The following is a 26,451-nucleotide window of genomic DNA, read 5'->3' as shown; positions in this document are numbered from 1 at the left end:
CGGATATCCGGGCCTGATCCTGGCGCATCTCGGAGTGGTGGGCTGAGGCAATTACCGGCCACAGCCCACCACTCAGGCGTTTACAGCGTGACGAGGGTCCAGCCGGTGTCGTGCAGAGTTTGATAGATCGGCACGTAGTACACGCCCTGGAGACACCAAGGCGTCCTGATGTGCCCGTCGAGGACGGTGTCCTTGTTCAGCGATGACGGGCAGGTGACGGTCCGGTCGAGGGCGGTGATCATGCCGCGTGCTTCATCTGACGTGAAGTTGCTGACGCCGGCGAAGACGGGGCCGCCGCTGTCGCCGTTGACCGCCGCGACTCCATCAGGGGTCAGACTGGTGGCGTAGGCGAGGTCGGTGAGGGGTCGATAGGAACCATCTCCGCCCATGATTCCGATGTCGGTCTTCGCGACCTGGACATTGCAGTGCACACCTGAGTTGGCGCCATCGGCGCACACGTAGTCTCCGACGTTGTTGTGTCCCCACCCGACGACGGGTTTGGCGTAACCGTCCCGCCGGGTCGCCGGGCCGTCGTACAGGTAGGGTCCGGCCTGCTTGGATGGCAGGCGGATGCCCTGTGCGTCATCGGGGAGGGAGACTTCGGCTGCGTCATTGCCTCCCACGACGTCCCCGCCTTCCCAGGTACGCCAGAGGCCGTCTCCGCCTTTGGAGCAGTGGCGGGCCGACATCAGGAGGAAGTCCCCGTCCTTGTTCTTGACGCTGAATGACCCGGAGCAAATGCCGCCCCCGGGATTGCGTAGCGCAGATCCACCGAACCAAGGCGAGGCATCGTGTTGGCGGTTGGCAGGAGCGGCGGAGAGGTCCTTGCTCACCGGCTTGTACGTGGCGACGGTGTTGATCCCGGTCAAGCGGTTCGTGACGGCCTTTACCTCATCGGACCTCCCCTGGCGGGCGCCTCGTGAAAGAGGATCTGTGGCGTCACGCTTGCCTGCGCCCCGGTCCCCGTCGTAGCCGATCTCCAGGCTGCTGCCGTCAACGGCCGGCCCGATACTGGTGATGCGGATGCGTTCTCCCGTGGAGCCGAGGCGTAATGCCGTGGGTTTTCCGCCTCGGAGCAACTTGTTTCGTGCCGTGTGGAGTTCGGCCTTGGAGTAGCGCGCTGGTAGGACTTCGGCCGTCACGCCCTTCGGCAGGTCAGCGAGAATGCGCTGGACGCGCTGCGGTGGAGTGCCCTTCCAATGGATGCGAAGGCGGTTGTGTTCGGGGTCGACCTCGATGTCGGTGAATCCGGAGATCCTTGCTCGGTCGGATTCCGAGAGCCCTGCGGTGATGTCTCCGGCTATCTTGTCGAGCACGTGCTGCTTCTTGAGGATCGCCAGGACGCGCGGGTCCGTCTTTTGAGCAGCCCTCCCCAGGGCTGTGCCCTTCATTGCCTCGTTCCCGGTCGGCTGGGCCGATGCCCCCGCCGGGAGGGCGGCAATGAGCAGAGCGGATGTGAGTATCACGGTGGAGGGCAGCGTGATAGCTGCCCGTTTTCCTCTTCCAGCGCGGTCCGTCAAGGATCGATCCCCCCATATTCGATCGGCCATTGGCATGATCAGGGTGCTTTTCCGGGAGGTGTGAAGCAATGAGGGAATCAGCCCGTCCGGGGCGACAAGTCGGCCATCGTCGGTAAAGGAGTCTTCCGCTCCGCTCGCTCCGGCAGCGCCGTGGTGAACTCCCGGGTTTCACGTCCGGCGAGTCACTGGACATTCCTACCCAACCCCCCACCTCGCGCTCGTGGCGGACTGGGTCAGAGTCCCTCGTGTCCGCCTTGGTGGGGCGGTGCGGTACAGAGCGGACAGAGCCCAACTACCCCGAGCGGCGGTTCACTGCTCGCTGAGAGGCAGTCGCGGCGCCCCCAGAGACATCCAGGCCCCAGGGGAGGGGAGTGCCGCTCTCGCCGACCGTCGTCGCCGCCGATACAGGGCTCGAGACGCAGGTCACACCGCTCCGAACCAGCAACTTCCCAGGGATTTTTCAGGGGCTTTCAGCTCTGTCTCAGGGACTTTCCGGGGACTTTTCGCTGAGTAAGCGGGAAAGGGTCCGACAACTCTGAAAGGCGCAGAGCCACAGGTCAGGGAGGGTTTTCTGCCTGCCGATGGTACTCACTGGGGCGTTTCCCCGTGGAGGCCGCGTCGGCCGGGCACGACTGCCTGGATGAGGGGCTGGAGGGGGACGCGAGAGTACCCCGGCTGTTGCGCCGCCGCTGGCGCTGTTCCAGGTGAAATCCTCCTGGAACAGCGCCAGTTGGCGGTACGGTTGAACTTCCTAGTACGAGTAGAACCCCGACCCGCTCTTGCGCCCGAGTCGCCCCGCGTCCACCATCCGCTGGAGGAGCGGGGGAGCGGCGTAGAGGGGCTCCTTGTACTCCTCGTACATGGAGGCGGCGACCGAGGCCACCGTGTCGAGGCCGATCAGGTCGGAGAGCTTGAGCGGGCCCATCGGGTGGGCGCAGCCCAGTTCCATGCCGTTGTCGATGTCCTCGCGGCTCGCCATGCCGGACTCGAACATCCGGATCGCGGAGAGCAGATACGGGATGAGCAGCGCGTTCACCACGAAGCCGGAGCGGTCCTGGGCGCGGATGGCGTGCTTGCCCAGGACGTCCTGGACGAGCGACTCGGCGCGCTTGAGGGTTTCCTCGGCGGTGGTCAGGGCGGGGATCAGCTCGACGAGCTTCTGGACCGGCGCCGGGTTGAAGAAGTGGATGCCGATGACCTGGTCCGGGCGGGAGGTCGCCACGGCCAGTTTCACCAGGGGGATGGACGAGGTGTTGGAGGCCAGGATGGCGTCCGGGCGGGTCACCACCTGGTCGAGGACCTGGAAGATCTCCGTCTTGACCTGCTCGTTCTCCACCACGGCCTCGACGACCAGGTCGCGGTCGGCGAACTCGCCGAGGTCGGTGGTGAAGCTGAGCCGGCCGAGCGTCGCGTCATGCTCCGCCGTGGTGATCTTGCCGCGTTCGGCGGCCTTGCCGAGGGAGTGGGTCAGGCGGGTGCGACCCAGCTCCAGCGCCTCGCCGGTGGTCTCCGCGACCATGACGTCCAGACCGGCGCGGGCGCACACCTCGGCGATGCCTGCGCCCATCTGGCCGCAGCCGACCACTCCGACGCGTGCAATGTCGGCGAATGAGTCCGTCACCTCGTGCCTTTCGCTGTTCTTCAGGACCGGCGGGTACGTCGTAAGGGTCCGACGCCCGCCTCGGCCCCGACGTTACTCCGCGAGGTGCTGGGACGAGGGCGCCGGGGCAGGCATTCTGAGCCTTCGGAACAGGATGAAACGGATGAACTGGGGCTCTTGGTGCGAGGGATGACACGGCGCGGATTCGGAGCGGCGACGGTGGGAGCGGCCTCCTGGCTGCTGGCACCGGGGACGAAGGCGGGCGCGGACGGGGTGGTCCGGCGCGAGATGCGGGGGATGTGGCTGGCGACGGTGGCCAACCTGGACTGGCCCTCGAAGCCGGGGCTGGGGCGCAGGGAGCAGCAGCGGGAGCTGGTGGAACTGCTGGACGTGGCGGTCGAACGGCGGCTCGGCGCGGTGTTCTTCCAGGTGCGGCCCACGGCCGACGCGCTGTGGCCGTCGCCGTACGAGCCGTGGGCGCAGTGCCTGACCGGCACGCAGGGCCGCGACCCGGGCTGGGACCCGCTCGGCTTCGCGGTCCACGAGGCGCACCGGCGCGATCTGGAACTGCACGCCTGGTTCAACCCGTACCGGGTGGCCAACCACGCCGACCCCGGCCGGCTGGCGCACGGCCACCCCGCACGCCGCCACCCGAGGTGGGTGGTCCCGTACGGCGGCAAGCTCTACTACAACCCGGGGCTGCCGGAGGTCCGCCGGTTCGTGCAGGACGCGATGCTGGACGCGGTGCGGCACTACGACGTCGACGGGGTGCACTTCGACGACTACTTCTATCCGTATCCGGTGGCCGGCGCGTCCTTCGGCGACGACGCGGCGTACGAGGAGTACGGGGCGGACTTCGCGCACCGCGGCGACTGGCGGCGGGCGAACACCGACCGGCTGGTACGGGGGATGAGCGAGCGGCTGGGGCGGCAGGTGCGGTTCGGGGTGAGCCCGTTCGCGGTCTGGCGCAATCGCTCCACGGACCCGCTGGGCTCGCGCACCGAGGCCGGGGTGCAGACCTATGACGATCTCTACGCCGACACCCGCCGGTGGGTGCGGGAGGGCTGGATCGACTACATCGTGCCGCAGGTGTACTGGCCCCTCGGCTACCCGGCCGCCGACTACGCGGAGCTGGTGTCCTGGTGGGCCCGGACGGCGGCCGGTACCGAGGTCGACGTCTATATCGGCGAGGCGCTGTACAAGGCGGGCCGGACGGCCGACCCCGCCGCCTGGCGGAACCCCGCCGAGCTCTCCCGGCACGTCGCCTTCGCCCGCCGCTACCCGCAGATCGGCGGCCATGTCTACTTCTCGGCGAAGGACGTGGCCAGGGATCCGATGGGCGCGCTGGCGCGGGTCGTGCGGGACCACTACGGCGGCGCGGCACGGTAGGCGGCGCGCGCCGTGCGACCGGCGTGGCGGGCGGCCCCGCTACGCCGTGGTGTGGCTGCGGACGGTCTTGGTGTGCTGGACGACGCAGTCCGGGCCGGGCCACATGATCGTCTCGTGGCCGTCCTCGGCGCGGATGCGGAAGGGCGGTTCGCCGTTCGTCCCCAGCACCTCGACGATCTCCACGACATGGTCGCCGTGCCCGACGGTCCTGCCGTGCACCAGCAGCCTGTCGCCCTTGCTCGCGTGCATCTGGTGTCCTCCCGCGTCGGGTGGCCGTACGACCGCACGGCCGACTGCGCGACGGCCGGGCGGTGGGGGCGGCCAGCGGATGACGGACCTGCGACGGCCCGGACGGCGTAACCCGCCATCGCCGCAAGTTTACGTCCGGGGGCGCCGCTCGCATCCGGGGAGCGACGCCCGGCCGCGGACCGGTCAGCCCCGCGTGCGCTGGGTGACCGCGATGCACGCCAGCACCGCCAGCGCCGCCGCGGGTGCGGCCGGCGGCAGCCGCTCGCCGAGCAGCACCACGGACCAGACCAGCGTCAACAGCGGTTGCGCCAGCTGGATCTGGCTCGCCTTGGGGGCGCCGATGGCGGCCATCCCGCGGTACCACACGACCATGCCCAGGAACGTCGAGCCGGCCGCCAGCCACAGCAGCCCGGCGACCGCGTGCGCGGTGAGGTGCGGCGGCTCGGCCGGCAGCGCCACCGCGGTGCCCACCGCGGTCACCGGGAGCGCCAGCACCAGCGCCCAGCCGATCACCTGCCACCCCGGCATGTGGCGGGCCAGCCGCCCGCCCTCGGTGTAGCCCGCCGCGCACACCAGCAGCGCCGCGAAGAGGTACAGGTCGCCGGTGCTCGGGGCGCCGCCGCTCTGCTGCACCGCGAAGCCGACGACCACCGCGGCGCCGGCCAGCGAGGCGATCCAGAACGTCCGGGAGGGCCGGGCACCGGTCCATACGGCCGAGCAGGCGGCGGTGGTCAGCGGCAGCAGGCCGACCACGACGGCGGCGTGCGAGGTGGTGGAGGTCCGCAGCGCGAGGGTGGTCAGCAGCGGGAAGCCGAGGACGACACCGCCGGCGACGACGGCGATGCCCGCCCAGTGGCGCCGTTCCGGTACGGGGACCCGGCCGGCGGCCAGGCAGCCACCCGCCAGCGCCGCGGCCAGCACGCTGCGCAGCATGACCACGGTCCACGGGCCCATGCCCTCCAGCGCCCAGGCGGTCGCCGGGAACGTGAGCGAGAAGGCGGCGACGCCGAGGGCGGCGAGCAGGGCGCCGGAGCGGGGGGTGCCGGCCGCCGCGGGCCGCGGGGTGCGCGGCGGCTGCGGGGCGGTGACCGCTATCGCGTCGAGGGTAGTAGCGCTATCGTTGGGTCTCATGCAAGAGCGTAGCAGTGGTGCAGGACTGGCCGCGGTCCTCCGTACGGAGCTAAAGCGCTACTCCCCGGGTGAGAAGCTGCCATCGAGCCGGGTACTCGTCGAACGGCACCGGGTCAGCCCGGTGACCGTCTCCCGAGCACTCGCCGAGCTGGTCGCCGAGGGCCTGGTCGTCACCCGCCCCGGCGCCGGTGCCTTCCGTGCCGAACCGCGCGGCGAAGCCGCCGGGCCGGTCGACACCTCCTGGCAGGAGATCGCGCTGAGCGCCGAACCGGCCGGCGACCACGTCCCGCGCAGCGTCGACGCGTCCGGTGTGCTCGCCACCCTCGCCGCCCCCGCGCCCGGCGTCATCGAGCTCAACAGCGGCTATCTCCACCCCGCTCTCCAGCCCGAACGCGCCCTCGCCGCGGCCCTGGCGCGGGCCGGGCGGCGGCCGGGCGCCTGGAGCCGGCCGCCGCTGGACGGGGTCCCGGAGCTGCGCGCCTGGTTCGCGCGGGAGATCGGCGGCCCCCGGGGCGGTCCTGCGGCCAGTGACGTACTGATCACCGCCGGCGGCCAGAGCGCGCTGACCGCCGCGCTGCGCGCGCTCGCCGCCCCCGGTGCCCCGGTGCTCGTCGAGTCCCCGACCTACCCCGGCATGCTGGCCGTCGCCCGCGCCTCCGGGCTGCGCCCGGTACCGGTGCCGATGGACGCCGACGGGGTGCGGACCGATCTGCTCGCCGATGCCTTCCGGGCCAGCGGCGCCCGGCTGTTCGTCTGCCAGCCGCTGTTCCAGAACCCGACGGGCGCGGTGCTGGCCGGGGAGCGGCGGCGCGAGGTGCTGAGGGTGGCGCGGGCGGCCGGCGCGTTCGTGGTCGAGGACGACTTCGCCCGGCTGCTGGTCCACGGCGACGCGCCCGCGCTGCCGCCCACGCTGTTCGCGGACGACACGGACGGCACCGTCGTCCATGTCCGCTCGCTCACCAAGGCCACCTCACCGAGCCTGCGGGTGGGGGCGCTGGCGGCCCGCGGTCCGGTCCTGGACCGGCTGCGCGCCATCCAGGTCGTCGACAGTTTCTTCGTGCCGGGGCCCCTCCAGGAGGCCGCGCTGGAACTCGTCGGATCGCCCGCCTGGACCCGCCATCTGCGCCTGATCGCACAGGAGTTGGCGGACCGCCGGAAGGCCGTGCTGGCCGCGTTGCACCGGGAGCTGCCCGCCCTCGCCGCGCGCGGCCTCGGGCACCCTGCGGCGCCCGGCGGCTATCACCTCTGGCTGCGGCTGCCGGACGGTACCGACGAGGCGGCGCTGACCGGTGCGGCACTGCGCGCCGGCGTCGCGGTCGCGGCCGGCCGCCCGTACTTCGCCGCCGAGCCGCCCGCCGCCCATCTGCGGCTGAGCTTCGCGTCGGCGGGCGGCACCGGCGAACTGACCGAGGGCATCCGCCGGCTCCGGGTGGCGTGCCGGGAGCTGGGGGTGCCGGTGGACTGAGCGCCGGCCCGCGGGGAGCGGGCCGGCCGCTTCGCCCATCGGTTCGACTCCGAGCCCGCCCTTCTGCCAACCTCCCGGCATGACCGATCACGCCCTCGACGGCTACGAGATCTCCACCGACCCGGCCCGCCTGGACGGAGATCTGGTCCACCAGTGGCTGTCCGCCGACACCTACTGGGCGCTGGGCCGCACCCGCGAGATGCACGACCGGGCCGTCGCGAACTCGCTCAACTTCGGTCTGTACGAGGAGAGTTCGGGCCGTCAGGCGGCGTACGCCCGGATCGTCACCGACTATGCGACCTTCGCCTGGCTCTGCGACGTCTACGTCTGCCGCGACGACCGCGGCAAGGGCCTGGGCACCGGCCTGGTCGAGGCGATCGCCGGGCACCTGACCCCCTACGGGCTGTCCCGGCTCACGCTCGCCACCAAGGACGCGCACGGCGTCTACGAGAAGGTCGGCTTCCGGACGCTGGTGGCACCGGAGCAGTGGATGACCATGGGACTGATCGACCCGGGGCCGATCGGCATCTGACGGCGCCCAGGGGCTGTCCGCAGGGGCGGTGACGCCCGCTCGGCGCCCGCCTCAGCCCGCCGTATGGCCGCCGGAGCCCGCGGCCCTGGCGTCCCGTACGGCCCCGGTGCCGCGGACCGGGTCGGTGCCGCGCGTCAGCCAGGCGTTCGCCGCCGCCACCCGGCCGCCGACGCGGAGCTTCGCGTAGGCGTGCTCCAGGTGCTTGTCGACGGTGCGCGGGCTGATCGCCAGGCGGCGGGCGATCTGCTGGTTCGTCAGACCGTGGGCGAGCAGGCCGAGTACGGCGGACTCCCGGCTGGTGATCAGGCCGGGCGCCGGGGCCGGCGGGGCCAGCCGGTTCAGGACACGGCTGAGGCGGGTGCGCAGCAGACCGGCGGCGATCACGTCGGCCGCGGTGAAGTCGCTGCCGTGGCCGTCGCGGCTGACCACCACGCAGACCCGCCGCGGTGCGCCGGCGGCGTAGCCCGCGGGGAAGGACATGGCGAGCTGCCGCTCGGCGCCGAACGGCCGGTAGATGTCGGCGTAGGCGGGCAGTGCGTGGAACTCGGCGCGGGTCTGGAGGGCCGAGCGGCGCATCGGGGTGCCGCTGCCGAAGCGGGTGTGCCGCACCAGCGAGTCGGTCCACCACTCCCGGTCGAACGCGTCCAGGACGTCCCGGCTCAGCAGGTCGTCCGGGAGCGTGCGCAGCGGGTGGAGCGGGTCGGGCCGGGGCGACCAGATGACGCTGTCGCCGGGTACCGCGCCGAGCAGCAGCGGGAGCAGCGCCGGCACGAGGGTTTCCTCGTCCACGGCGTCGATCAGCAGGTCCACGACGGACAGGATGCGCCGCAGGCCGGCCTCCGCGGCAGCGCTCATACGACCAGCGTGCCGAGCACGGTGGCCGGGGTCAAGGCCGGTCCGGAGGGCCCGGAAGGCCCGGGAGCCCGCCCCGGAGGCCGGGGCCGCCCGGCCGGCCGGGGGAAGACCGGCCGGGGGCGTCGGGCGCGTCAACGCCCGACGGCATGGACGCGGTTGACCGGGCTCTCCGCCGCGAGCCTCCCGCGGTGCGGCCGGGCCGCGTCGGCGATGTCCCGTACCGCCTCCTCACCCGCGTGGTTTCCCGGCGCCCGCGGACCGTGCCGGGCCGGCGCGGACGGCCGTGATCACCCGCTCCAGGAAGTCCCGCACCCGCGCGTCCCGGGCGGCGCCACCGTCCCGGGCGCCACCGGGCGTGACCCGGGCGGACGTCGCCATGGCCGTCACCTCCTCGCCTGCCTCCACTGCACCAGCTCCGGCGGCCGGACCGCCATACGCGATTCCCCGTATCCGGAGGGCGGCGCGCCGCGGCCGGGCCGACACTGGAGGGGAGGAGGTGGATCATGCGCAAGAAGATCGACTGCCGGGATTACCCGAGCGAGACGAACTGCACCCTCGTCATCGCCGGCGAGGAGGAGGAAGTGGTCCGCGCCGCCAGCGAGCACGCGGTGTCCGTCCACGGCCACACGGACAGCCCCGAACTGCGCGAGCAGATCCGGTCATCCCTCAAGAACGAGATGCCGCAGCACGCCTGAGCCGCCCGCGGCAGCGGCGCCGTGCCCGGTCGTCCCGATGGGCGGCCGGGCACCGCCGTGCGCACCGTCCGGGGCCGTCGGCCGCGCATTCGGGCCCGCCGGGGTCGTCCGGCGGCGCGCGGCGGCGCAGCATCGTGCTGAGAGGGGTAGCGGGCCCGGCGACCGGCGCCCGCGAGGGCACCGGGGCCGGATCGCCGGCGCCGCGCACCGGCGATCCGACGGGAGCGAGCCGATGAACGACCGCACGGGCGGCGGCCTGGACCGCCGGCACTTCCTCGGCGCCGCGGCGGCCGGTGCCGCCGGTCTCGCTGCGGGCCTCAGCGGCTGCGACGCCCCCGAGGGCGGCCGGCCCACGCCCGCCACCGGCGACCAGCCGTCCCCCACCGCCGAGCGGAACCGCCCCGGCAGCCCCGACTGGCGGCTGCGCTCCGCCGGCCCGCCCGACGCGATCGCCGGCTATACCGACCGGGTGAGCGTCCTGCCCGGCGAGGAGTTCGGCCTCCATGTCTCCACCACCGCGCCCGGCTACCGGGTCTGTGCCTACCGGGTCGGCTGGTACGGCGGCGCCCAGGCCCGGCTGGTGTGGCGCTCGGACCGGCTGGCGGGGCGCCGCGAGCGGGACCCCCGGCTGCTGCCGGAGACCCGTACCGTCCAGGCAGACTGGCCGCGCAGCACCACCGTCCGCACCGCCGGCTGGCCGCCCGGCGCCTACCTGCTCCGCCTCGACGCCGAGCAGGGCCACCAGCGCTACGTCCCGCTGATCGTCCGCTCGGCCACCGCCGCGGGCCGCACCGTCCTGATGCACGCGGTGACGACCTGGCAGGCGTACAACGCCTGGGGCGGCTACAGCCTCTACCGGGGCGAGGACGGCGACTACGCCACCCGCTCGCTGGCCGTCACCTTCGACCGCCCCTACGACGCCACCGGCGCCGAGAAGTTCCTGGTCTACGAGCGCGCCCTGGTCGTCCTCGCGGAACGGCTCGGCATCCCGCTCGCCTACACCACGTCCGTGGACGTCCACCGCGACCCGGCCGCCCTCCACGGGGCGAATGCGGCCCTCTCCCTCGGCCACGACGAATACTGGACCCCGCAGCAGCGCGACCATGTCACCCGGGCGCGCGACGCGGGCACCAACCTCGCCTTTCTCGGCGCCAACGCCTGCTTCCGCCGCGTCCGCCTGGAGGCCGGCCCGACCGGACCGCTGCGCACGGTCGTCTGCTACAAGACCGACTACCGCGACGACCCCGGCTTCGCGGCCCACCGCGAGCCGCCCACCCACGACTTCCGCGAACCGCCGTCCGCCGACCCGGAATCCGCGCTGACCGGCGTCTTCTACGAGGGCTACCCGACCGACGCCCCGTACGTCGTGCACGCCGCGGACCACTGGCTCTTCACCGGCACCGGCGTGCGGCCGGGCGACTCCTTCCCGCACCTCGTCGGCGTCGAGTACGACCGGGTCACCCCGGAGTCCCCCACCCCCGCCGAACTGGAGATCATCGCCCACTCCCCGCTCGTCTGCCGGGGCCGCCCCAGCCACGCCGACTCCGCCTACTACACGGTCCCCAGCGGTGCCGGCGTCTTCGCCACCGGCACCATGCGCTGGGTCGAGGCGCTCATGGCGGGGACCGCCGACGACGGCCGCGACCACGGCATCGACACCCGCGCCGGAGCCTTCGTCACCCGCACCACGGAGAACCTGCTGCACGCCTTCGCCGCCGGCCCCGCGGCCAAGCACCGCCCGGCGCCGCGCCGCAACACCGCCAGCATCTACGGGACATGAGGATCCGGGCCGTTCACCCGAGGGCGTCCGCCCGCCGGTCCGTCACTCACCGCGCCAGATGTTCTCGAACGCGGACTCCTCGATGACGCGCCGCTGCCGTACGGCCGCCAGCTCCTGGAGCGCGTCGCTGACGGTGGCCAGCACGGCCGTCACCGCCTCGTCGACCACACCGGGCGCCACCTCGGCCGGCTCCGCGCCGTACCCGAGCGCCACCGCGAGCGCCATGAGCACCGGCTCCTGCGCCGCCCAGCGGTCCGCGGCCCGCCACCGGGCGGGCGAATCCACCGGCACCGCCGCGCTCTTCCGGAAGGTCAGCCCCCGGTGGCGCTCCCGGGTGAGCTGGCCCTCGTCCTCCAGAACGGCCAGATACGCCTCCGCCAGCCCGCGGCCCCTGCGCCACAGCCAGTCGTCGACGGTTTCGTAGGGCGCGTCCCGGACCAGCGACTCGGCGGCCTGCGCCAGCAGCGGGTCGGACAGTCCCGGCAGGTAGCCCGGCATGATGCGGTCGCCGTCCAGGCGGACGGCCTCGACGGTGAGCAGGTCGATCAGCTCGGCGCCGGCGAGCGCGAGCGACAGATCGCCCCGCTCGACAGGATGCCGGGGCGTCCGCTCCAGACTGACGAGCAACAGATCCCGCGCTGTGGTCATGGCAGCTCCCGACGAGAGGCGACCATCCGCCCGGCCAGCACCCCCGTCTACGACCTTACGGAGCCCGGACGGCGACTGCATCCCGCACCGGCCCCGGATCGCACCGGCCCCGGATCGCACCGGCCCCGGCGGCGGCCGGCCGGGCCGCGCCGACCACCATGCGATGCTGGTGCGCGTGACACTCGAGGACCTGGTCAGGCTGCGCCGCGCGCGGGACGTGATGGACCGCGACTACGCGCAGCCGCTGGACGTTCCGGCGCTGGCCCGTGTCGCCCTCATGTCGCCCGGCCACTTCTCCCGCAGCTTCCGCGCCGCCTTCGGCGAGACGCCCTACAGCTACCTGATGACCCGCCGTGTCGAGCGGGCCAAGGCGCTGCTGCGGCGCGGCGACCTGAGCGTGACGGAGGTCTGCTTCGCGGTCGGCTGCACCTCCCTGGGCTCGTTCAGCTCGCGCTTCACCGAGCTGGTCGGCGAGAGCCCGAGCGTGTCCCGGGCCCGCCGCCACGAGGCGGGCGCCGCGATCCCGGCGTGCGTCGCCAAGATCCTCACGCGGCCGGTCCGGAACGGCGCACCGGCCGCGGCCGGGCAACCGGTCAGGATCGGAGAAGCGGACTCCGGCGCCGCCTCGTAGCGTCAAAGGCATGGACATCAAGCTCTCGCAGTGCTTCATCGCAGTCGACGACCATGACAAGGCGCTCGCCTTCTACCGGGACGTCCTCGGCCTGGAGGTGCGCAACGACGTCGCGTTCGAGGGAATGCGCTGGGTGACCGTCGGGTCGCCCGCCCAGCCGGACGTGGAGATCGTCCTCGAACCGCCGCTCGCCAACCCCAACGCCTCGCCGGCCGACCGGCAGGCGATGGCGGAACTGCTGGCCAAGGGGAACCTGCGCGGCGTGATCTTCTCCACCGACGACTGCGACGCCACCTTCGAACGGATCCGGGCCGCCGGCGGCGAAGTCCTCCAGGAGCCGATCGACCAGCCCTACGGCGTCCGCGACTGCGCCTTCCGCGACCCGGCCGGCAACATGCTCCGCTTCACCCAGCCCCGCACCCGCTGACGCCTGTCCGTACGCCGTTTTTCCGTACGCCGTTCCGCACACCGTCCGTCACGTCCTGCCGCAGGTCGCTGTGCCCCGGTCGCGACCGCAGCCCGGGTGGCACCGGCGACGTCGGCATGTCGCTGTGACGTGGCGCTTCCGTCGGCGAGTTGAGTGCTGTGGCCGGCGAGCGAGCCGATCCCGCCCCCCGACATGCAGGCTCTCACCGCCCGCCCCAATCGACCGAGACACCGCAGCCCGACCCACCGGGGGTCATGGCGCGTGAGCACACAAGGCTCGCGTATCGGGGTGTCGTCCGGGCTCCGCGTCAGGACGGGGCGAGGACGCAGAACTCGTGGCCCTCCGGATCGGCCAGGCACGTCCACGGGACGTCGCCCTGGCCGAGGTCGAGGTCGGTGGCGCCGAGGGCCCGCAGCCGGGCCACCTCCGCTGCTTTGTCGTCACCGGGGTACGGCAGCAGGTCAAGATGGACGCGGTCCGGCACGGTCGTCACGTCGGGCGTGCGGAGGAATTCGAGATACGGGCCGGCGTCCGTGGCGGAGCGCAACACCGCATGATCGTCGGTCACCTCGTGCGGGGTCCAGCCCATCGCCTCGCCCCAGAACCGGGCCATGGCCCGCGGATCCGCGCAGTCGACCACCACCGCGGCGATCGGCCCGGTGTCCCGGTAGATCTCCCGAGGCTCCAGCACGCAGAACTCGTTGCCCTCCGGGTCGGCCAGGACCGTCCACGGAACTTCGCCCTGGCCCACGTGGGCGGGCGTCGCACCGAGAGCCTGGAGGCGCGCGACCAGCTCCGCCTGGTGGGCCGCGGAGGTGGTGGCGAGATCGAGGTGCGTACGGTTCTTTGTCGCGGTCTTGGGTTCCGGGACGGCGACGACGTCGACGCAGACGGCGACCGGGTCCGGCCACACGGGGCCGCCGGCGGGTCCGACGTAGGTCGCAACGCCGGATCCCCCGCGGTAAGCACTCCAGCCGAGCGCCTCCGCCCAGAACCGGCCGACCACCGAGTGATCAAGAGCCCGTACCCTTCAAGTGGGCTCGATCGGGCATGAGTTGCAACAACCGGGACACCGGCGTCGCGGCTTGCCCTCGCTGCTAATTAAGAGCTGCGATCAGATCGCTACAGTACGGGCGTGCAGGTGGGCACCCGGTCGGGCTGTAAACTTCGCGGCCAGCCTGGAAGGCCGGATGCGACTCGTGTAGGCCTGCCCATCAAGGGGCTCATAGTGACTCCGTCGGCCGGCCTTCCGGGGCGCCCCATGACTGCTGATTAAGAGTTGCGACTCGATCGCTTGTACGGACTTGCCGATGGGTGTCCCTGCTGATGATCGTTTGAATCTCCAGCCAGAAGGTTGGATGCGACTCTCAAGAGCCTGCCCATCAAAGGGCTCATCAAGACTCCGTCGGCCAGCCTTCCGGCCACCCTCGCTAACTGATTAAGAGCTGCGACTCGATCGCTCGTACGGACTTGCTTCGGGGTGGCCTGGCGCTCCCCGTCCGTGATCGACCTGGAGAGACGAGATGACGCAGCGGCCACCGCAGGTATGGGCTGGGATCGATGTAGGCAAAGGACATCACTGGATCACGGTGGTCGACAGCGACGGCGAGTCGCTGTGGAACCGCAAGGTGGTCAACTCCGAGTCCGACATCCTGGCCGCATTCGGTGAGACCATGGGTATGTCGGACCACGTGACCTGGGCTCTCGACCTCATTGACGGCCCGGCATCTCTGCTCCTGGGGGTCCTGGCCAACCATGGTCAGAACCCGCGGTATGTCACCGGCTCGAAGTTCGCGGCCTTCAAGAAAAGCTTCAGCGGCCAGGGCAAGACCGACTTGAAGGACTCCTACATCATTGCCGAGTTCACCCGCTGCCTCCGACGGCAGACAGTCCCTGTGCCGGCGCCCCCAAGGATCACCAAGGAACTCACGCTCATCCTGTCCCACCGCAACGGCCTCTCGGCCGAACGCACCCGGACCATCAACCGCATGAGGGCCATGCTCACCAGCATTTTCCCGGAGCTGGAGCGGTCCTTCGACTTCGCCCAGTCCGCAGGGGCGCTGGTCCTCCTGTCCGGATATCAGACGCCGGCGGCAATCCGGCGCATGGGCGAGAGCAGGCTGACGGCCTGGCTCGCCAAGCGTGGAGTGAGGAAGGCGGCAGCCATCGCAGAGAAGGCCGTAACAGCCGCCAAAGCCCAGGAGTCAGCGGCCAGTGCAGAAGACCTGGCAGCCGAGCTGGTGGCTGAACTCGCCCAAAAAGTCGCGGAGATGAACCACCGACTGAAAGAGCTGGAGAAGAAGGTCAAAGAACTTCTCTCCCAGCACCCCCAGGCGCCCATTGTCCTTTCCATGCCCGGCTTCGGTCCAGTTCTCGCGGCCGAACTCGTTGCGGCGATCGGCGACATCTCACGGTTCCCGACCGCTGGGCGGCTCGCTGTCGCGTCAGGAATGGCCCCCGTCTCCCGCGACTCCGGATCAAACACGGGAAACCGCCTGCGTCCGACCCAATACAGTCGCCCCCTCCAGCGGGCATTCTTCCTGTCGAGCCAGATCGCGTGCTTGACCCCGGGGACGTGGGAGAACGAGACGTACCTGCGCAAGTACCAGGGCTACACACACGACAAGGGACGCCACAAGAAGGCCGTGATCGCTGTTGCCCGCCAACGAGTCTCCATCCTGTGGGCCATGCTCCGGGACGGCCGGCTCTATGAGAGGGAGTACAACCCCCGCGAGAAGCCGGCCGGAGCGGTTCAGGCAGCTTGACTAAACCAATTAAGAGTCTTGATGTTCACCTGAACCGGTCGCAGTGCCATGCCGGCGATCCTATGCACCCGCTCTGCCACGACCTCCGTACCGTTGCCCAACGGAGATCAACTCGCTCACGAGCCGCAATGCTCGGCTCGCCCACCAGAGCGGTCGGCCCCGCCAGGTGAACTGCCCAGTCGCCAGCCGAAGTGCCACGTCACAGTTGGCTGTTCGCCTGTGACGAAGACCGATAGGTGGCCCCGTGCCGTTCGGTAGCTGGTGCTCAGAAGCCTGCGAAGCAGTGCTTCTGACTTCGGCGAGGACCCATAGGCGGTCCCTACGGGCATCAAGCGGTCCCTACGGGCATCAAATGGTCACGTCTCAGCCCTGCAACCCTGTGCCGCCGACAGGGCGCAGATCGATCCGCTCGGGCGGACCCGCCAGTAGCGGCATCGCCTGCCCGATCAGTTCCTTCACCCCTGCCACGGACAGCGAGCCCTCGTGATCGGCCGCACAGCGCCAGATCTCCGTGACCCACACCACGTCGTCGACGCCCGAGGCGGTGTTCACGACGTACAACTCGCAGCCCGGAGCGTCCGCCATGAGGTCCGCAGCCGCCAGCAGAACCTTCAACAGCGCGTTGCCCTGTCCCGTCTGCGCACGGAATTTCACGTACAGACCGACCTTGTCCATGCCCAATCTCCACCCACCAGATGTGCTCGATCTGCTCGCCATCGGGAAGTGATCCTCGCATGGGCCGGCAATCGCTCGGAGGGGCCGTCTAACGATCGTCGTCACATTGTCCCCGGCCTGCCTTGGCGCACCATTGCATAAAACTGCTGAGGTCCGTATAGTCATGCCATCAAGGAGGAGGGTCCATGACGGTACGAGCAGCAGTCGCCGGTGCGAGCGGATACGCGGGAGGTGAGGTCCTGCGCCTGCTCCTGGGGCACCCGGAGGTCGAGATCGGGGCGCTGACCGGGCACTCCAACGCGGGGCAGCGCCTGGGCGCACTGCAGCCGCACCTGGTGCCGCTGGCCGACCGGGAGCTGGCTGCCACCTCGGCCGAGGCGCTGGCCGGCCACGACGTCGTCTTCCTCGCACTGCCGCACGGGCAGTCCGCGGCGGTCGCCGAGCAGCTCGGGCCGGATGTGCTGATCGTGGACTGCGGCGCGGACTTCCGGCTGACGGACGCCGCGGACTGGGAGGCGTTCTACGGTTCGGCCCACGCGGGAAGCTGGCCGTACGGCCTGCCCGAACTGCCCGGCGGCCGGGCCGCGTTGCGGGGGGCCAGGCGCATCGCGGTCCCGGGCTGCTACCCGACCGCCGTCTCGCTCGCGCTCTTCCCGGCCTACGCCGCCGGTCTCGCCGAGCCGGAGGCCGTGATCGTCGCGGCCACGGGCACCTCAGGGGCGGGCAAGGCCCTCAAGCCGCATCTGCTGGGCTCCGAGGTCATGGGCTCGATGAGCCCGTACGGCGTCGGCGGCGGGCACCGGCACACCCCCGAGATGATCCAGAACCTCAGTGCGGTGGCCGGCGAGCGGGTCACGGTGTCCTTCACCCCGACCCTCGCGCCCATGGCCCGCGGCATCCTCGCCACCTGCTCGGCGAAGGCCGCGCCCGGGGCGGACGCCGGGACCGTGCGGGCCGCGTACGAGAAGGCGCTGGCCGACGAGCCGTTCGTCCGGCTGCTGCCCGAGGGCCAGTGGCCGGCGACCGCCTCCGTCCACGGCTCCAACGCCGCGCAGATCCAGGTGGCGTACGACCCGGCGGCCGGCCGGATCATCGCGATCAGTGCCATCGACAACCTCACCAAGGGAACCGCGGGCGGCGCCGTCCAGTCCATGAACATCGCCCTCGGCCTCGACGAGACGGCCGGACTGTCGACGATCGGAATCGCACCGTGAGCGTCGCACGCGCAGCCGCCGGGCCGCAGAGGACAACGAGAGCCGCGCCGCTGCGCTGCGCGGGTGGAGAAGCGAACAAGGAGGCGCGGTGAGCGTCGCACGCGCAGCCGCCGGGCCGCAGAGGACAACGAGAGCCGCGCCGCTGCGCTGCGCGGGTGGAGAAGCGAACAAGGAGGCGCGGTGAGCGTCGCACGCGCAGCCGCCGGGCCGCAGATGCCTACGAAGGCCGCGCCGCAGAGGACAACGAAGGCCGCGCCGCTGCGCTGCGCGGGCGACAGTGACATCAGCCGCTACTGCGGCGGAGCGAACAAGGAGGCGCCGTGAGCGTCACGGCAGCGAAGGGATTCTCCGCGGCGGGTATCGCCGCCGGGATCAAGGAGAACGGGAACCCGGATCTCGCCCTGGTGGTGAACAACGGGCCGCGCCTTGCCGCCGCCGGTGTGTTCACCTCGAACCGGGTCAAGGCGGCGCCGGTCGTCTGGTCGGAGCAGGTCCTCAAGGGCGGCCGGGTCTCCGCGGTGATCCTCAACTCCGGTGGCGCCAACGCCTGTACGGGGCCGCTCGGGTTCCAGGACACCCATGCGACCGCCGAGAAGGTCGCCGAGGTGCTCGACGGGCACAGCGCGGGCGAGGTGGCGGTCGCGTCCACCGGGCTGATCGGCCTACGGCTCCCGATGGACAAGCTGCTGCCGGGAGTTGAGCTGGCCGCTGCCGAACTGACCGAGCACGGCGGGGAGAAGGCCGCCATCGCCATCAAGACGACCGACAGCGTCCACAAGACCGCCCAGGTCGCGCGGGACGGTTGGACCGTCGGCGGAATGGCCAAGGGCGCCGGCATGCTCGCGCCCGGCCTCGCCACCATGCTCGTGGTGCTGACCACCGACGCCGATCTGCCGGCCGACGACCTGGACGCGGCGCTGCGCGCGGCCACCCGCACCACCTTCGACCGGGTCGACTCCGACGGCTGCATGTCCACGAACGACACGGTGCTGCTGCTGGCCTCCGGCGCCTCCGGTGTCGTACCGGACAAGGACGCCTTCGCCGAGGCGGTCCGCACGGTCTGCGACGACCTGGCCCGGCAGCTGATCGGCGACGCCGAGGGCGCCAGCAAGGACATCCGGATCGAGGTCGTGGGCGCGGCCAGCGAGGACGACGCGGTCGAGGTCGGCCGGTCCATCGCGCGCAACAACCTGCTCAAGTGCGCCATCCACGGCGAGGACCCCAACTGGGGCCGGGTGCTCTCCGCCATCGGCACCACCTCCGCCGCCTTCGAGCCGGACCAGCTGAACGTCGCGATCAACGACGTCTGGGTCTGCAAGGGCGGTTCGGTGGGGGAGGACCGCGACCTCGTCGACATGCGCTTCCGGGAGGTGCGGATCACCGCCGACCTCGCCGCCGGCACCGAGTCCGCGGTCATCTGGTCCAACGACCTCACGGCCGACTACGTCCACGAGAACAGCGCCTACTCCTCATGAGCACTCGCAAGCACAACGCGCTCCCCAAGGCCCGCACGCTCATCGAGGCGCTGCCCTGGCTGACCCGGCATCACGGCAAGACCGTCGTCATCAAGTTCGGCGGCAACGCGATGGTCGACGAGGAGCTGAAGCGGGCGTTCGCGCAGGACGTGGTGTTCCTGCGGCACGCCGGGCTGCGGCCGGTCGTCGTGCACGGCGGCGGCCCGCAGATCAGCGCGCAGCTGGAACTGCTCGGCCTGGAGTCGGAGTTCAAGGGCGGGCTCCGGGTGACCTCGCCCGAGGCGATGAACGTCGTACGGATGGTGCTGGCCGGCCAGGTGCAGCGCGAACTGGTCGGGCTGCTCAACGAGCACGGCCCGCTGGCCGTCGGCATGACCGGCGAGGACGCGCATCTGATGACCGCGACCAAGCACTACGCGGACATCGACGGGCAGCCGGTCGACATCGGCCGGGTCGGCGAGATCACCGCCATCGACCCCGGCGCGGTGCGGGCCCTGCTGGACGACGGGCGGATCCCGGTGATCTCGTCCATCGCGCGCAGCAGCGACGAGGGCGACGCGTCCGGCGTCTTCAACGTCAACGCCGACACCGCCGCGTCCGCGCTGGCGGCTGCGCTGGGCGCGGAGACCCTGATGGTGCTCACCGACGTCGAGGGGCTGTACGAGGACTGGCCGCACAGCGACGAGGTGATCTCCCGCCTCACCGCGAGCGAACTGGAGAAGCTGCTGCCCGATCTGGCCAGCGGCATGGTCCCGAAGATGCAGGGCTGCCTGCACGCCGTACGCAACGGCGTGCACACCGCCCGGGTCATCGACGGGCGGGTCCAGCACTCGATCCTGCTGGAGATCTTCACGGACGAGGGTATCGGCACGATGGTGCTGCCGGACCCCGCGCCGGAACCGGACACGAGCGGCACCCAGGAGGGGACGGAATGAGCGGGTCGGCAGCACACCGGGGCGGGCGGGGAACGGTGACCAACGAAGGGCTCACGCACCGCTGGCAGGGCGCCATGATGCACAACTTCGGCACCCCGCGCCTGCCGCTCGTCCGCGGCGAGGGTGTCGCGGTGTGGGACGCCGACGGCACGGAGTACCTCGACTTCCTCGGCGGTATCGCGGTCAACGCGCTCGGCCACGCCCACCCCGCGGTGGTCCGCGCCGTCTCCGACCAGATCGCCACCCTCGGCCATGTCTCGAACTTCTTCGTCAGCGAGCCCACCGTGGCCCTCGCCGAGCGGCTGCTCGGGCTCGCCGGGCGCCCGGGCCGGGTCTACTTCTCCAACTCCGGCGCCGAGGCCAATGAGGCCGCCTTCAAGATCGGCCGGCTGACCGGCCGGACCCACATGGTCTCCACGGTCGGCGGCTTCCACGGCCGGACCATGGGTGCCCTCGCGCTCACCGGACAGCCCGCCAAGCAGGGCCCGTTCGCCCCGCTGCCCGGCGAGGTCGACCACGTGCCGTACGGGGACGCCGAGGCGCTGCGCGCCGCCGTCACCACCGACACCGCCCTCGTCATCCTGGAGCCCGTCCAGGGCGAGAACGGCGTGGTCGTCCCGCCGCCCGGCTACCTCCGGGCGGCCCGCGAGATCACCGCGGCGACCGGGACCCTGCTCGTCCTCGACGAGATCCAGACCGGCATCGGCCGGACCGGGCACTGGCTGGAATCCCAGGCCCAGGGGGTCGAAGCGGATGTCATCACCCTCGCCAAGGGCCTGGGCGGCGGACTGCCCATCGGCGCCACGCTCGCCTTCGGCCCCGCCGCCGACCTCCTCACCCCGGGCCTGCACGGTTCGACCTTCAGCGGCAACCCGGTCGTCTGCGCCGGCGCCCTCGCCGTCCTGGACACCATCGAGGCGGACGGCATCCTCGATCACGTCAAGCGGGTCGGCGAGCGGCTGCGCGCCGGGACCGAGGCGCTGGCGCACCCATTGGTCAGCCAGGTCCGCGGGGCCGGTCTGCTCCTGGGTATCGTCTTGACCGAGCCCCTCGCACCGCGGGTGCAGCAGGCGGCTCAGGACGCGGGCCTTCTGGTGAACGCGGTCGCGCCGGACGTCATCCGGCTCGCCCCGCCGCTGATCGTCTCGGACGAGGAGGCGGACAGGTTCCTCCGGAAGCTTCCCGGCGTCCTCAACACGGCCCGCCAAGCGGCCGACGGGGACCGACGATCCGGAGACTGACGCAACGATGACCGTGCCGCAGGACAACGAGTCGCACAACGGCGGCCAGGCCGTACCGCAGACCCGCACCGCCCGCCACCGCCGGATCGTGGACATCCTCAACCGGCAGCCGGTGCGCTCCCAGAGCCAGCTCGCGAGGCTGCTCGCCGACGACGGGCTCTCCGTCACCCAGGCGACGCTCTCGCGGGACCTGGACGAACTGGGCGCGGTGAAGATCCGCAACACCGGCGGCGAGCTGATCTACGCGGTGCCCAGCGAGGGCGGCGACCGCAAGCCCCGGGCGCCCCTGGGCGAGTCCGCCAAGGAGGAGCGGATGCGCCGCCTCTCCGGCGAACTCCTCATCTCCGCCGAGGCGTCCGCCAACCTCGTCGTCCTGCGCACCCCACCGGGCGCCGCCCAGTTCCTGGCGTCCGCCATCGACCAGGCCGAACTCCACGACATCCTCGGCACCATCGCCGGTGACGACACCCTGATGCTCATCAGCCGCGACCCGGCGGGCGGCCAGCAACTGGCGGACCATCTGCTGCGCCTGGCGCAGAAGGAGCACTGACGCACCCGTCCCGCCGGAAATCACCCATAGTTCCGATTCATCTGCATATAGTGACGGAGGTCTCACTACCCTCTGCCGCGTCGGCCGAGCCCGGTCCGCGGGAAGGAGCACCTGCGCGTGAAACTCCAGCTCCGGCGGAAGGGCCGGCCGTACACCAAGGCGGCCGGGGTGGCGGTCGTCTCCGGCGCCCTGGCGCTGACCGCCTGCGGCTCGAACGGCGGCTCCCACCCCGCCGGCTCGTCGCCCAGTACGAGCAAAGCGGCCACCGCCAGTGCCGGCGCGAACGGCATCGCCTGCGGCAAGGCGGCCGGACTGCTGGCCTCCGGCTCGACGGCGCAGCAGTACGCCATGAAGTTCTGGATCAAGAACTACACGCACGCCTGCGCGGACACCAAGATCGACTACACCGGTAACGGCTCCGGCGCCGGCCAGGAGGAGTTCCTGGCCGGCAAGACCGCCTTCGCGGGGTCGGACTCCCCGCTGACCGCCGACCAGGTCGCCCGGTCCAAGAAGGTCTGCGCCGACGGCGGCCGGGCGATCCACCTCCCGATGGTCGGCGGACCGGTCGCGGTCGGCTTCAATGTCCCCGGAGTCGACCGGCTGGTCCTGGACGCCGCCACCCTCGCCAAGATCTTCAACGGCCGGATCACGACCTGGAACGATCCGGCGATCACCCAGCGCAACAAGGACGCCAAACTGCCGGCGACGCCGATCCAGCCGATCCACCGCTCCGACTCCTCCGGAACGACGGACAACTTCACCGCGTATCTGCACGCCGCCGCCCCGGACGCCTGGCCGACCGCGCACAGCAAGGACTGGACGGGCAAGGGCGGCAAGTCCGCCAAGGGGTCCGCGGACCTCGCCACCCAGGTCCAGAAGACCGAGGGGGCGATCGGCTATGTCGAGCTGCCGTACGCGGTCGACCGCATGATCCGCACGGTCTCGGTCGACACCGGAGCGCCCACCCCGGCCGACCCCAACGTGATCGCGGCGTCCCGGGCGATCGCCGGCGCCCGGACCACCGGCAGCGGCGGCGATGTGCTCGTCGACCTCGACTACGCGACCAAGGCCGCCGGCGCCTACCCCATCGACGTGGTCACCTACGAGATCGTCTGCGACAAGGGCAACAAGCCCGCGACCTGGCCCGCCACCAAGGCGTTCCTGGCGTACATGGCCAGCCAGAAGGGCCAGGAGAACCTGACCTTCCAGGGTTACGCGACCCTCCCGGCCAAGGTCATGGACCGGGTCCGCGACGAGATCGGCAAACTGCCGTGACGTCCGGGCGTGCGCTGAGGCCCTCCGGCGAAAGCCGGCCGCGCGGCACGGGAAAAGGCCGTTCCCGATACTCGGGAACGGCCTTCGACCTGCAACAACACCGTCGGGACGACAGGATTTGAACCTGCGACCCCTTGACCCCCAGTCAAGTGCGCTACCAAGCTGCGCCACGTCCCGGTGCTCGAACCGGCCGGAGTGTTCCCGGCCGGGCGTGCAGAAGAAAAACTACCCTGTCCCGGCCCATGAATCCAAAGCGGGGTCCCCGCCGGGGAGGACGAGCGGTGTCCAGCGACCTCTCCGCGGGGCCCGGGGGCCGTGTTTCGACGGTCATGTCGGCTGAGGCCCGTAAGGGTGGTGTGTCAACCGTCGATGACATCCGGGTGCGGCGGGTGTGCGGCCTGCCGGAGTCGGCGGACGGGCCGCTGACGCCGCTGACCGCGATCAAGGGCCTCTCCCTCGGCCGTGCCGGGCCGATGGTGCCCTGCCGGCCTGCACGTTTCCCCGGTCATTGACGAAACATACGGTGGAGTGCATACTTATGCCTACCAGCGCATGCACCGTAAGGAGAAGCCCGTGACCGAGCGCGTCGTACTCGCCTACTCAGGCGGCTTGGACACCTCTGTCTGCATCGGCTGGATCGCCGAGGAGACGGGCGCCGAGGTCATCGCCGTTGCCGTGGACGTCGGCCAGGGCGGCGAGGACCTGGACGTCATCCGCAAGCGCGCACTCGCCTGCGGTGCGGTGGAGGCCGAGGTCGCGGACGCCAAGGACGAGTTCGCCGATGAGTACTGCCTCCCGGCGATCAAGGCCAACGCCCTCTACATGGACCGCTATCCGCTGGTCTCCGCGCTCTCCCGGCCGGCCATCGTCAAGCACCTGGTCGCCGCCGCGCGCAAGCACGGCGCGACGACCGTCGCCCACGGCTGCACCGGCAAGGGGAACGACCAGGTGCGCTTCGAGGCGGGGATCTCCTCCCTCGCCCCGGACCTGAGGTGCATCGCGCCGGTCCGCGACTACGCGATGACCCGGGACCGGGCGATCGCGTTCTGCGAGGAGAAGAACCTGCCGATCGCGACCACCAAGAAGTCGCCGTACTCGATCGACCAGAACGTCTTCGGGCGGGCCGTGGAGACCGGCTTCCTGGAGGACATCTGGAACGCGCCGATCGAGGACGTCTACGAGTACACCCACAACCCGGCCACCCCGCGCGAGGCCGACGAGGTCGTCATCACCTTCGCGTCCGGTGTCCCGGTCGCCGTCGACGGCAGGCCGGTCAGCGTCCTCCAGGCGATCCAGGAGCTCAACGAGCGGGCCGGCGTCCAGGGCATCGGCCGGATCGACCTGGTCGAGGACCGGCTGGTCGGCATCAAGTCCCGCGAGGTGTACGAGGCGCCGGGTGCGATCGCCCTGATCACCGCGCACCAGGAGCTGGAGAACGTCACCGTGGAGCGCGAACTGGCCCGCTACAAGCGGCAGGTCGAGCAGCGCTGGGGCGAGCTGGTCTACGACGGCCTGTGGTTCTCGCCGCTCAAGCGGGCCCTGGACGGCTTCGTCAACGAGGCCAACGAGGCCGTGTCCGGCGACATCCGGATGACCCTGCACGGTGGCCGCGCGGTCGTCACCGGCCGCCGGTCCGACCGGTCGCTGTACGACTTCAACCTGGCGACCTACGACACCGGCGACACCTTCGACCAGTCGCTGTCCAAGGGCTTCATCGAGCTCTTCGGCATGTCGAGCAAGATCGCCGCACGGCGTGATCTGGCAGGCGGGGCCTGACGGATCCGGCGGGCGGACCCCCACGGGACCGGCGTGGCCGAGCCCGGACCCGGCTCGTTACTTTTCGTACCACGGCCGCCTCCCCGCCCCGCGGGGAGGCGGCGGCACATCCACAGCCTTGAGGAGCAGCAGTGAGCAGCAACAGCGGTGAGGTACGGCTCTGGGGCGGCCGGTTCGCCGACGGTCCCGCCGAGGCCCTGGCCCAGCTGTCCGCGTCCGTCCACTTCGACTGGCGGCTCGCGCCGTACGACATCGCCGGCTCGCGCGCGCACGCCCGCGTCCTGCACACCGCGGGCCTGCTCACCGAGGACGAGCTGGCCCGGATGCTCGCCGGCCTCGACCAGCTCGAACGCGACGTCGCCGACGGCTCGTTCACCGGCACCGTCGCCGACGAGGACGTGCACACCGCCCTGGAGCGCGGGCTGCTGGAACGGCTCGGTCCGGACCTCGGCGGCAAGCTGCGGGCCGGCCGGTCCCGCAACGACCAGGTCGCCACGCTCTTCCGGATGTACCTGCGCGACCACGCCCGGATCATCGGCGGGCTGATCGCCGACCTCCAGGAGGCGCTGGTCGGCCTCGCCGAGGCGCACCCGGACGTCGCCATGCCGGGCCGCACGCACCTCCAGCACGCCCAGCCGGTGCTCTTCGCCCACCATGTGCTGGCGCATGTGCAGTCGCTGTCGCGGGACGCCGAGCGGCTGCGGCAGTGGGACGAGCGCACCGCCGTCTCACCGTATGGATCGGGCGCGCTGGCCGGTTCCTCGCTCGGCCTGGACCCGGAGGCGGTCGCCGCGGACCTCGGCTTCGAGCACGGCTCTGTTGGCAACTCCATCGACGGCACCGCCTCGCGGGACTTCGTCGCCGAGTTCGCCTTCATCACGGCGATGATCGGGGTCAACCTGTCGCGGATCGCCGAGGAGGTCATCATCTGGAACACGAAGGAGTTCTCCTTCGTGACCCTGCACGACGCCTTCTCCACCGGCTCGTCGATCATGCCGCAGAAGAAGAACCCGGACATCGCGGAGCTGGCGCGCGGCAAGTCCGGCCGGCTGATCGGCAATCTGACCGGGCTGCTGGCGACCCTCAAGGCGCTGCCGCTCGCGTACAACCGGGACCTCCAGGAGGACAAGGAGCCGGTCTTCGACTCCTGCGACCAGCTGGAGGTACTGCTCCCGGCGTTCACCGGGATGATGGCCACCCTCACCGTCAACCGCGAGCGGATGGCGGAGCTGGCGCCGGCCGGCTTCTCGCTCGCCACCGACATCGCCGAGTGGCTGGTCAAGCAGGGCGTGCCGTTCCGGGTGGCGCACGAGGTCGCCGGCGAGTGCGTCAAGGAGTGCGAGGCGCACGGCATCGAGCTGGACCAGCTCACCGACGAGCAGTTCGCCAAGATCTCGCCGCATCTGACGCCCGAGGTCCGCGGTGTGCTGAACGTCCCCGGTGCGCTCGCCTCGCGCAGCGGCCGGGGCGGCACCGCGCCGTCGGCGGTCGCGGTGCAGCTCGCCGAGGTACGTGCCGACCTGGTGCGGCAGCAGGAATGGGCCGTCGCCAAGAAGCGGCCGTGACCGGCGTCCGACGGGAAAGTACGGCCGAGGCCCCCATCCGACCGGGTGGGGGCCTCGG

General features: G+C 71.4%; 27 protein-coding genes and 1 tRNA gene. 18 read left to right on the top strand and 10 right to left on the bottom strand.

Annotation, left to right across the window (positions count from 1 at the left end; all coding sequences use genetic code 11):
- Positions 1-80: 80 nt before the first annotated feature.
- Both RZ84_RS38815 and RZ84_RS07120 read right to left on the bottom strand, forming a co-directional pair.
- Positions 81-1,391: a chymotrypsin family serine protease gene (locus RZ84_RS38815; protein WP_157878784.1), complete on the bottom strand. Its 1,311-nt coding sequence runs from the start codon at positions 1,389-1,391 to the stop codon at positions 81-83.
- A gap of 880 nt (positions 1,392-2,271) precedes the next feature.
- Positions 2,272-3,141, bottom strand: coding sequence for a 3-hydroxybutyryl-CoA dehydrogenase (locus tag RZ84_RS07120; RefSeq protein ID WP_043263578.1), 870 nt, complete (start codon positions 3,139-3,141; stop codon positions 2,272-2,274).
- Between the two features lie 168 nt (positions 3,142-3,309).
- Between RZ84_RS07120 and RZ84_RS07115 the strand changes: the two genes are divergently transcribed.
- Positions 3,310-4,509: a glycoside hydrolase family 10-like protein gene (locus RZ84_RS07115; RefSeq protein WP_043263577.1), complete on the top strand. Its 1,200-nt coding sequence runs from the start codon at positions 3,310-3,312 to the stop codon at positions 4,507-4,509.
- 39 nt (positions 4,510-4,548) lie between these two features.
- Here the strand turns inward: RZ84_RS07115 and RZ84_RS07110 are convergent, their stop codons facing one another.
- Entirely contained in the window at positions 4,549-4,758 is a 210-nt protein-coding gene (locus tag RZ84_RS07110) for a DUF1918 domain-containing protein (RefSeq protein WP_043263576.1), read from the bottom strand.
- Positions 4,759-4,941: 183 nt separating this feature from the next.
- Entirely contained in the window at positions 4,942-5,889 is a 948-nt protein-coding gene (locus tag RZ84_RS07105; protein WP_043263575.1) for a DMT family transporter, read from the bottom strand.
- On the opposite strand from RZ84_RS07105, the gene RZ84_RS07100 reads away from it, so the two are divergent.
- Together RZ84_RS07100 and RZ84_RS07095 are read left to right on the top strand one after the other, a co-directional pair.
- The gene (locus tag RZ84_RS07100; protein ID WP_052229813.1) at positions 5,888-7,354 is read left to right on the top strand and encodes an aminotransferase-like domain-containing protein; all 1,467 of its coding nucleotides are present in this window, start codon (positions 5,888-5,890) and stop codon (positions 7,352-7,354) included. The two genes, RZ84_RS07105 and RZ84_RS07100, sit on opposite strands and share 2 nt — an antisense overlap.
- Positions 7,355-7,433: 79 nt before the next feature.
- The gene (locus RZ84_RS07095) at positions 7,434-7,886 is read left to right on the top strand and encodes a GNAT family N-acetyltransferase (protein ID WP_043263574.1); all 453 of its coding nucleotides are present in this window, start codon (positions 7,434-7,436) and stop codon (positions 7,884-7,886) included.
- Positions 7,887-7,937: 51 nt separating this feature from the next.
- Here the strand turns inward: RZ84_RS07095 and RZ84_RS34955 are convergent, their stop codons facing one another.
- Complete coding sequence (locus tag RZ84_RS34955) at positions 7,938-8,741, bottom strand: helix-turn-helix transcriptional regulator (protein ID WP_052229812.1); 804 nt, start codon at positions 8,739-8,741, stop codon at positions 7,938-7,940.
- 228 nt (positions 8,742-8,969) lie between these two features.
- A complete protein-coding gene (locus tag RZ84_RS38810) occupies positions 8,970-9,119 on the bottom strand; it encodes a hypothetical protein (protein ID WP_157878783.1) in 150 nt (49 codons plus the stop codon).
- A gap of 125 nt (positions 9,120-9,244) precedes the next feature.
- Here RZ84_RS38810 and RZ84_RS07085 point away from each other — a divergent pair, with 125 nt between their 5' ends.
- A complete protein-coding gene (locus tag RZ84_RS07085) occupies positions 9,245-9,436 on the top strand; it encodes a DUF1059 domain-containing protein (protein ID WP_043263573.1) in 192 nt (63 codons plus the stop codon).
- Between the two features lie 232 nt (positions 9,437-9,668).
- Positions 9,669-11,216, top strand: coding sequence for a N,N-dimethylformamidase beta subunit family domain-containing protein (locus RZ84_RS07080; RefSeq protein WP_107068091.1), 1,548 nt, complete (start codon positions 9,669-9,671; stop codon positions 11,214-11,216).
- Between the two features lie 42 nt (positions 11,217-11,258).
- On the opposite strand, the gene RZ84_RS07075 is transcribed toward RZ84_RS07080, so the two are convergent.
- Positions 11,259-11,864, bottom strand: coding sequence for a GOLPH3/VPS74 family protein (locus RZ84_RS07075; protein ID WP_043263572.1), 606 nt, complete (start codon positions 11,862-11,864; stop codon positions 11,259-11,261).
- A gap of 175 nt (positions 11,865-12,039) precedes the next feature.
- On the opposite strand from RZ84_RS07075, the gene RZ84_RS07070 reads away from it, so the two are divergent.
- Both RZ84_RS07070 and RZ84_RS07065 read left to right on the top strand, forming a co-directional pair.
- On the top strand, positions 12,040-12,495 hold the full coding sequence (locus tag RZ84_RS07070; RefSeq protein ID WP_043269288.1) for a helix-turn-helix domain-containing protein: 456 nt from the start codon (positions 12,040-12,042) through the stop codon (positions 12,493-12,495).
- Positions 12,496-12,505: 10 nt separating this feature from the next.
- A complete protein-coding gene (locus tag RZ84_RS07065) occupies positions 12,506-12,922 on the top strand; it encodes a VOC family protein (protein ID WP_043263571.1) in 417 nt (138 codons plus the stop codon).
- 307 nt (positions 12,923-13,229) lie between these two features.
- Here the strand turns inward: RZ84_RS07065 and RZ84_RS07060 are convergent, their stop codons facing one another.
- Positions 13,230-13,928, bottom strand: a complete 699-nt coding sequence (locus tag RZ84_RS07060; RefSeq protein ID WP_043263570.1) for a VOC family protein — start codon at positions 13,926-13,928, stop codon at positions 13,230-13,232.
- A gap of 517 nt (positions 13,929-14,445) precedes the next feature.
- Here RZ84_RS07060 and RZ84_RS07055 point away from each other — a divergent pair.
- The gene (locus RZ84_RS07055) at positions 14,446-15,687 is read left to right on the top strand and encodes an IS110 family RNA-guided transposase (RefSeq protein ID WP_063772664.1); all 1,242 of its coding nucleotides are present in this window, start codon (positions 14,446-14,448) and stop codon (positions 15,685-15,687) included.
- A gap of 363 nt (positions 15,688-16,050) precedes the next feature.
- Here RZ84_RS07055 and RZ84_RS07050 read toward each other — a convergent pair whose 3' ends face one another.
- Positions 16,051-16,362 carry a putative quinol monooxygenase gene (locus tag RZ84_RS07050; protein WP_052229810.1) on the bottom strand — a complete coding sequence of 104 codons (312 nt, stop codon included), beginning with the start codon at positions 16,360-16,362 and terminating at the stop codon, positions 16,051-16,053.
- A gap of 185 nt (positions 16,363-16,547) precedes the next feature.
- Between RZ84_RS07050 and argC the strand changes: the two genes are divergently transcribed.
- The 7 genes from argC to pstS all read left to right on the top strand — a co-directional run bounded on the left by argC (position 16,548) and on the right by pstS (position 23,052).
- Positions 16,548-17,576 (top strand): N-acetyl-gamma-glutamyl-phosphate reductase, encoded by a 1,029-nt coding sequence (gene argC, locus RZ84_RS07045; protein ID WP_043263568.1) that lies wholly within the window; start codon positions 16,548-16,550, stop codon positions 17,574-17,576.
- A gap of 180 nt (positions 17,577-17,756) precedes the next feature.
- Positions 17,757-17,900 (top strand): hypothetical protein, encoded by a 144-nt coding sequence (locus RZ84_RS38805; RefSeq protein WP_157878782.1) that lies wholly within the window; start codon positions 17,757-17,759, stop codon positions 17,898-17,900.
- A complete protein-coding gene (gene argJ, locus RZ84_RS07040) occupies positions 17,897-19,051 on the top strand; it encodes a bifunctional glutamate N-acetyltransferase/amino-acid acetyltransferase ArgJ (RefSeq protein ID WP_043263567.1) in 1,155 nt (384 codons plus the stop codon). Before RZ84_RS38805 ends, argJ begins: the two co-directional genes overlap by 4 nt.
- On the top strand, positions 19,048-19,986 hold the full coding sequence (argB, locus tag RZ84_RS07035) for an acetylglutamate kinase (RefSeq protein WP_043263566.1): 939 nt from the start codon (positions 19,048-19,050) through the stop codon (positions 19,984-19,986). Before argJ ends, argB begins: the two co-directional genes overlap by 4 nt.
- Positions 19,983-21,227 (top strand): acetylornithine transaminase, encoded by a 1,245-nt coding sequence (locus RZ84_RS07030; protein WP_043263565.1) that lies wholly within the window; start codon positions 19,983-19,985, stop codon positions 21,225-21,227. The genes argB and RZ84_RS07030 overlap by 4 nt, the downstream gene beginning before the upstream one ends.
- A 7-nt stretch (positions 21,228-21,234) precedes the next feature.
- Positions 21,235-21,777, top strand: a complete 543-nt coding sequence (locus RZ84_RS07025) for an arginine repressor (RefSeq protein ID WP_043263564.1) — start codon at positions 21,235-21,237, stop codon at positions 21,775-21,777.
- 117 nt (positions 21,778-21,894) lie between these two features.
- On the top strand, positions 21,895-23,052 hold the full coding sequence (gene pstS, locus RZ84_RS07020; protein WP_043263563.1) for a phosphate ABC transporter substrate-binding protein PstS: 1,158 nt from the start codon (positions 21,895-21,897) through the stop codon (positions 23,050-23,052).
- Between the two features lie 103 nt (positions 23,053-23,155).
- On the opposite strand, the gene RZ84_RS07015 is transcribed toward pstS, so the two are convergent.
- Positions 23,156-23,229: transfer RNA gene (locus RZ84_RS07015), tRNA-Pro, on the bottom strand.
- Positions 23,230-23,408: 179 nt separating this feature from the next.
- Between RZ84_RS07015 and RZ84_RS38800 the strand changes: the two genes are divergently transcribed.
- From RZ84_RS38800 to argH, 3 genes are all read left to right on the top strand, one after another.
- A complete protein-coding gene (locus RZ84_RS38800) occupies positions 23,409-23,564 on the top strand; it encodes a hypothetical protein (protein WP_157878781.1) in 156 nt (51 codons plus the stop codon).
- Positions 23,565-23,625: 61 nt separating this feature from the next.
- Complete coding sequence (locus RZ84_RS07010; protein ID WP_043263562.1) at positions 23,626-24,828, top strand: argininosuccinate synthase; 1,203 nt, start codon at positions 23,626-23,628, stop codon at positions 24,826-24,828.
- Between the two features lie 131 nt (positions 24,829-24,959).
- On the top strand, positions 24,960-26,393 hold the full coding sequence (gene argH, locus RZ84_RS07005) for an argininosuccinate lyase (RefSeq protein ID WP_043263561.1): 1,434 nt from the start codon (positions 24,960-24,962) through the stop codon (positions 26,391-26,393).
- The last annotated feature ends 58 nt before the right edge of the window (positions 26,394-26,451 follow it).

The sequence above is a fragment of the Streptomyces sp. CT34 genome, from assembly GCF_000805335.1.
Classification (GTDB): Bacteria; Actinomycetota; Actinomycetes; order Streptomycetales; family Streptomycetaceae; genus Streptomyces.
This window is presented reverse-complemented; position numbering and strand designations above follow the sequence as displayed.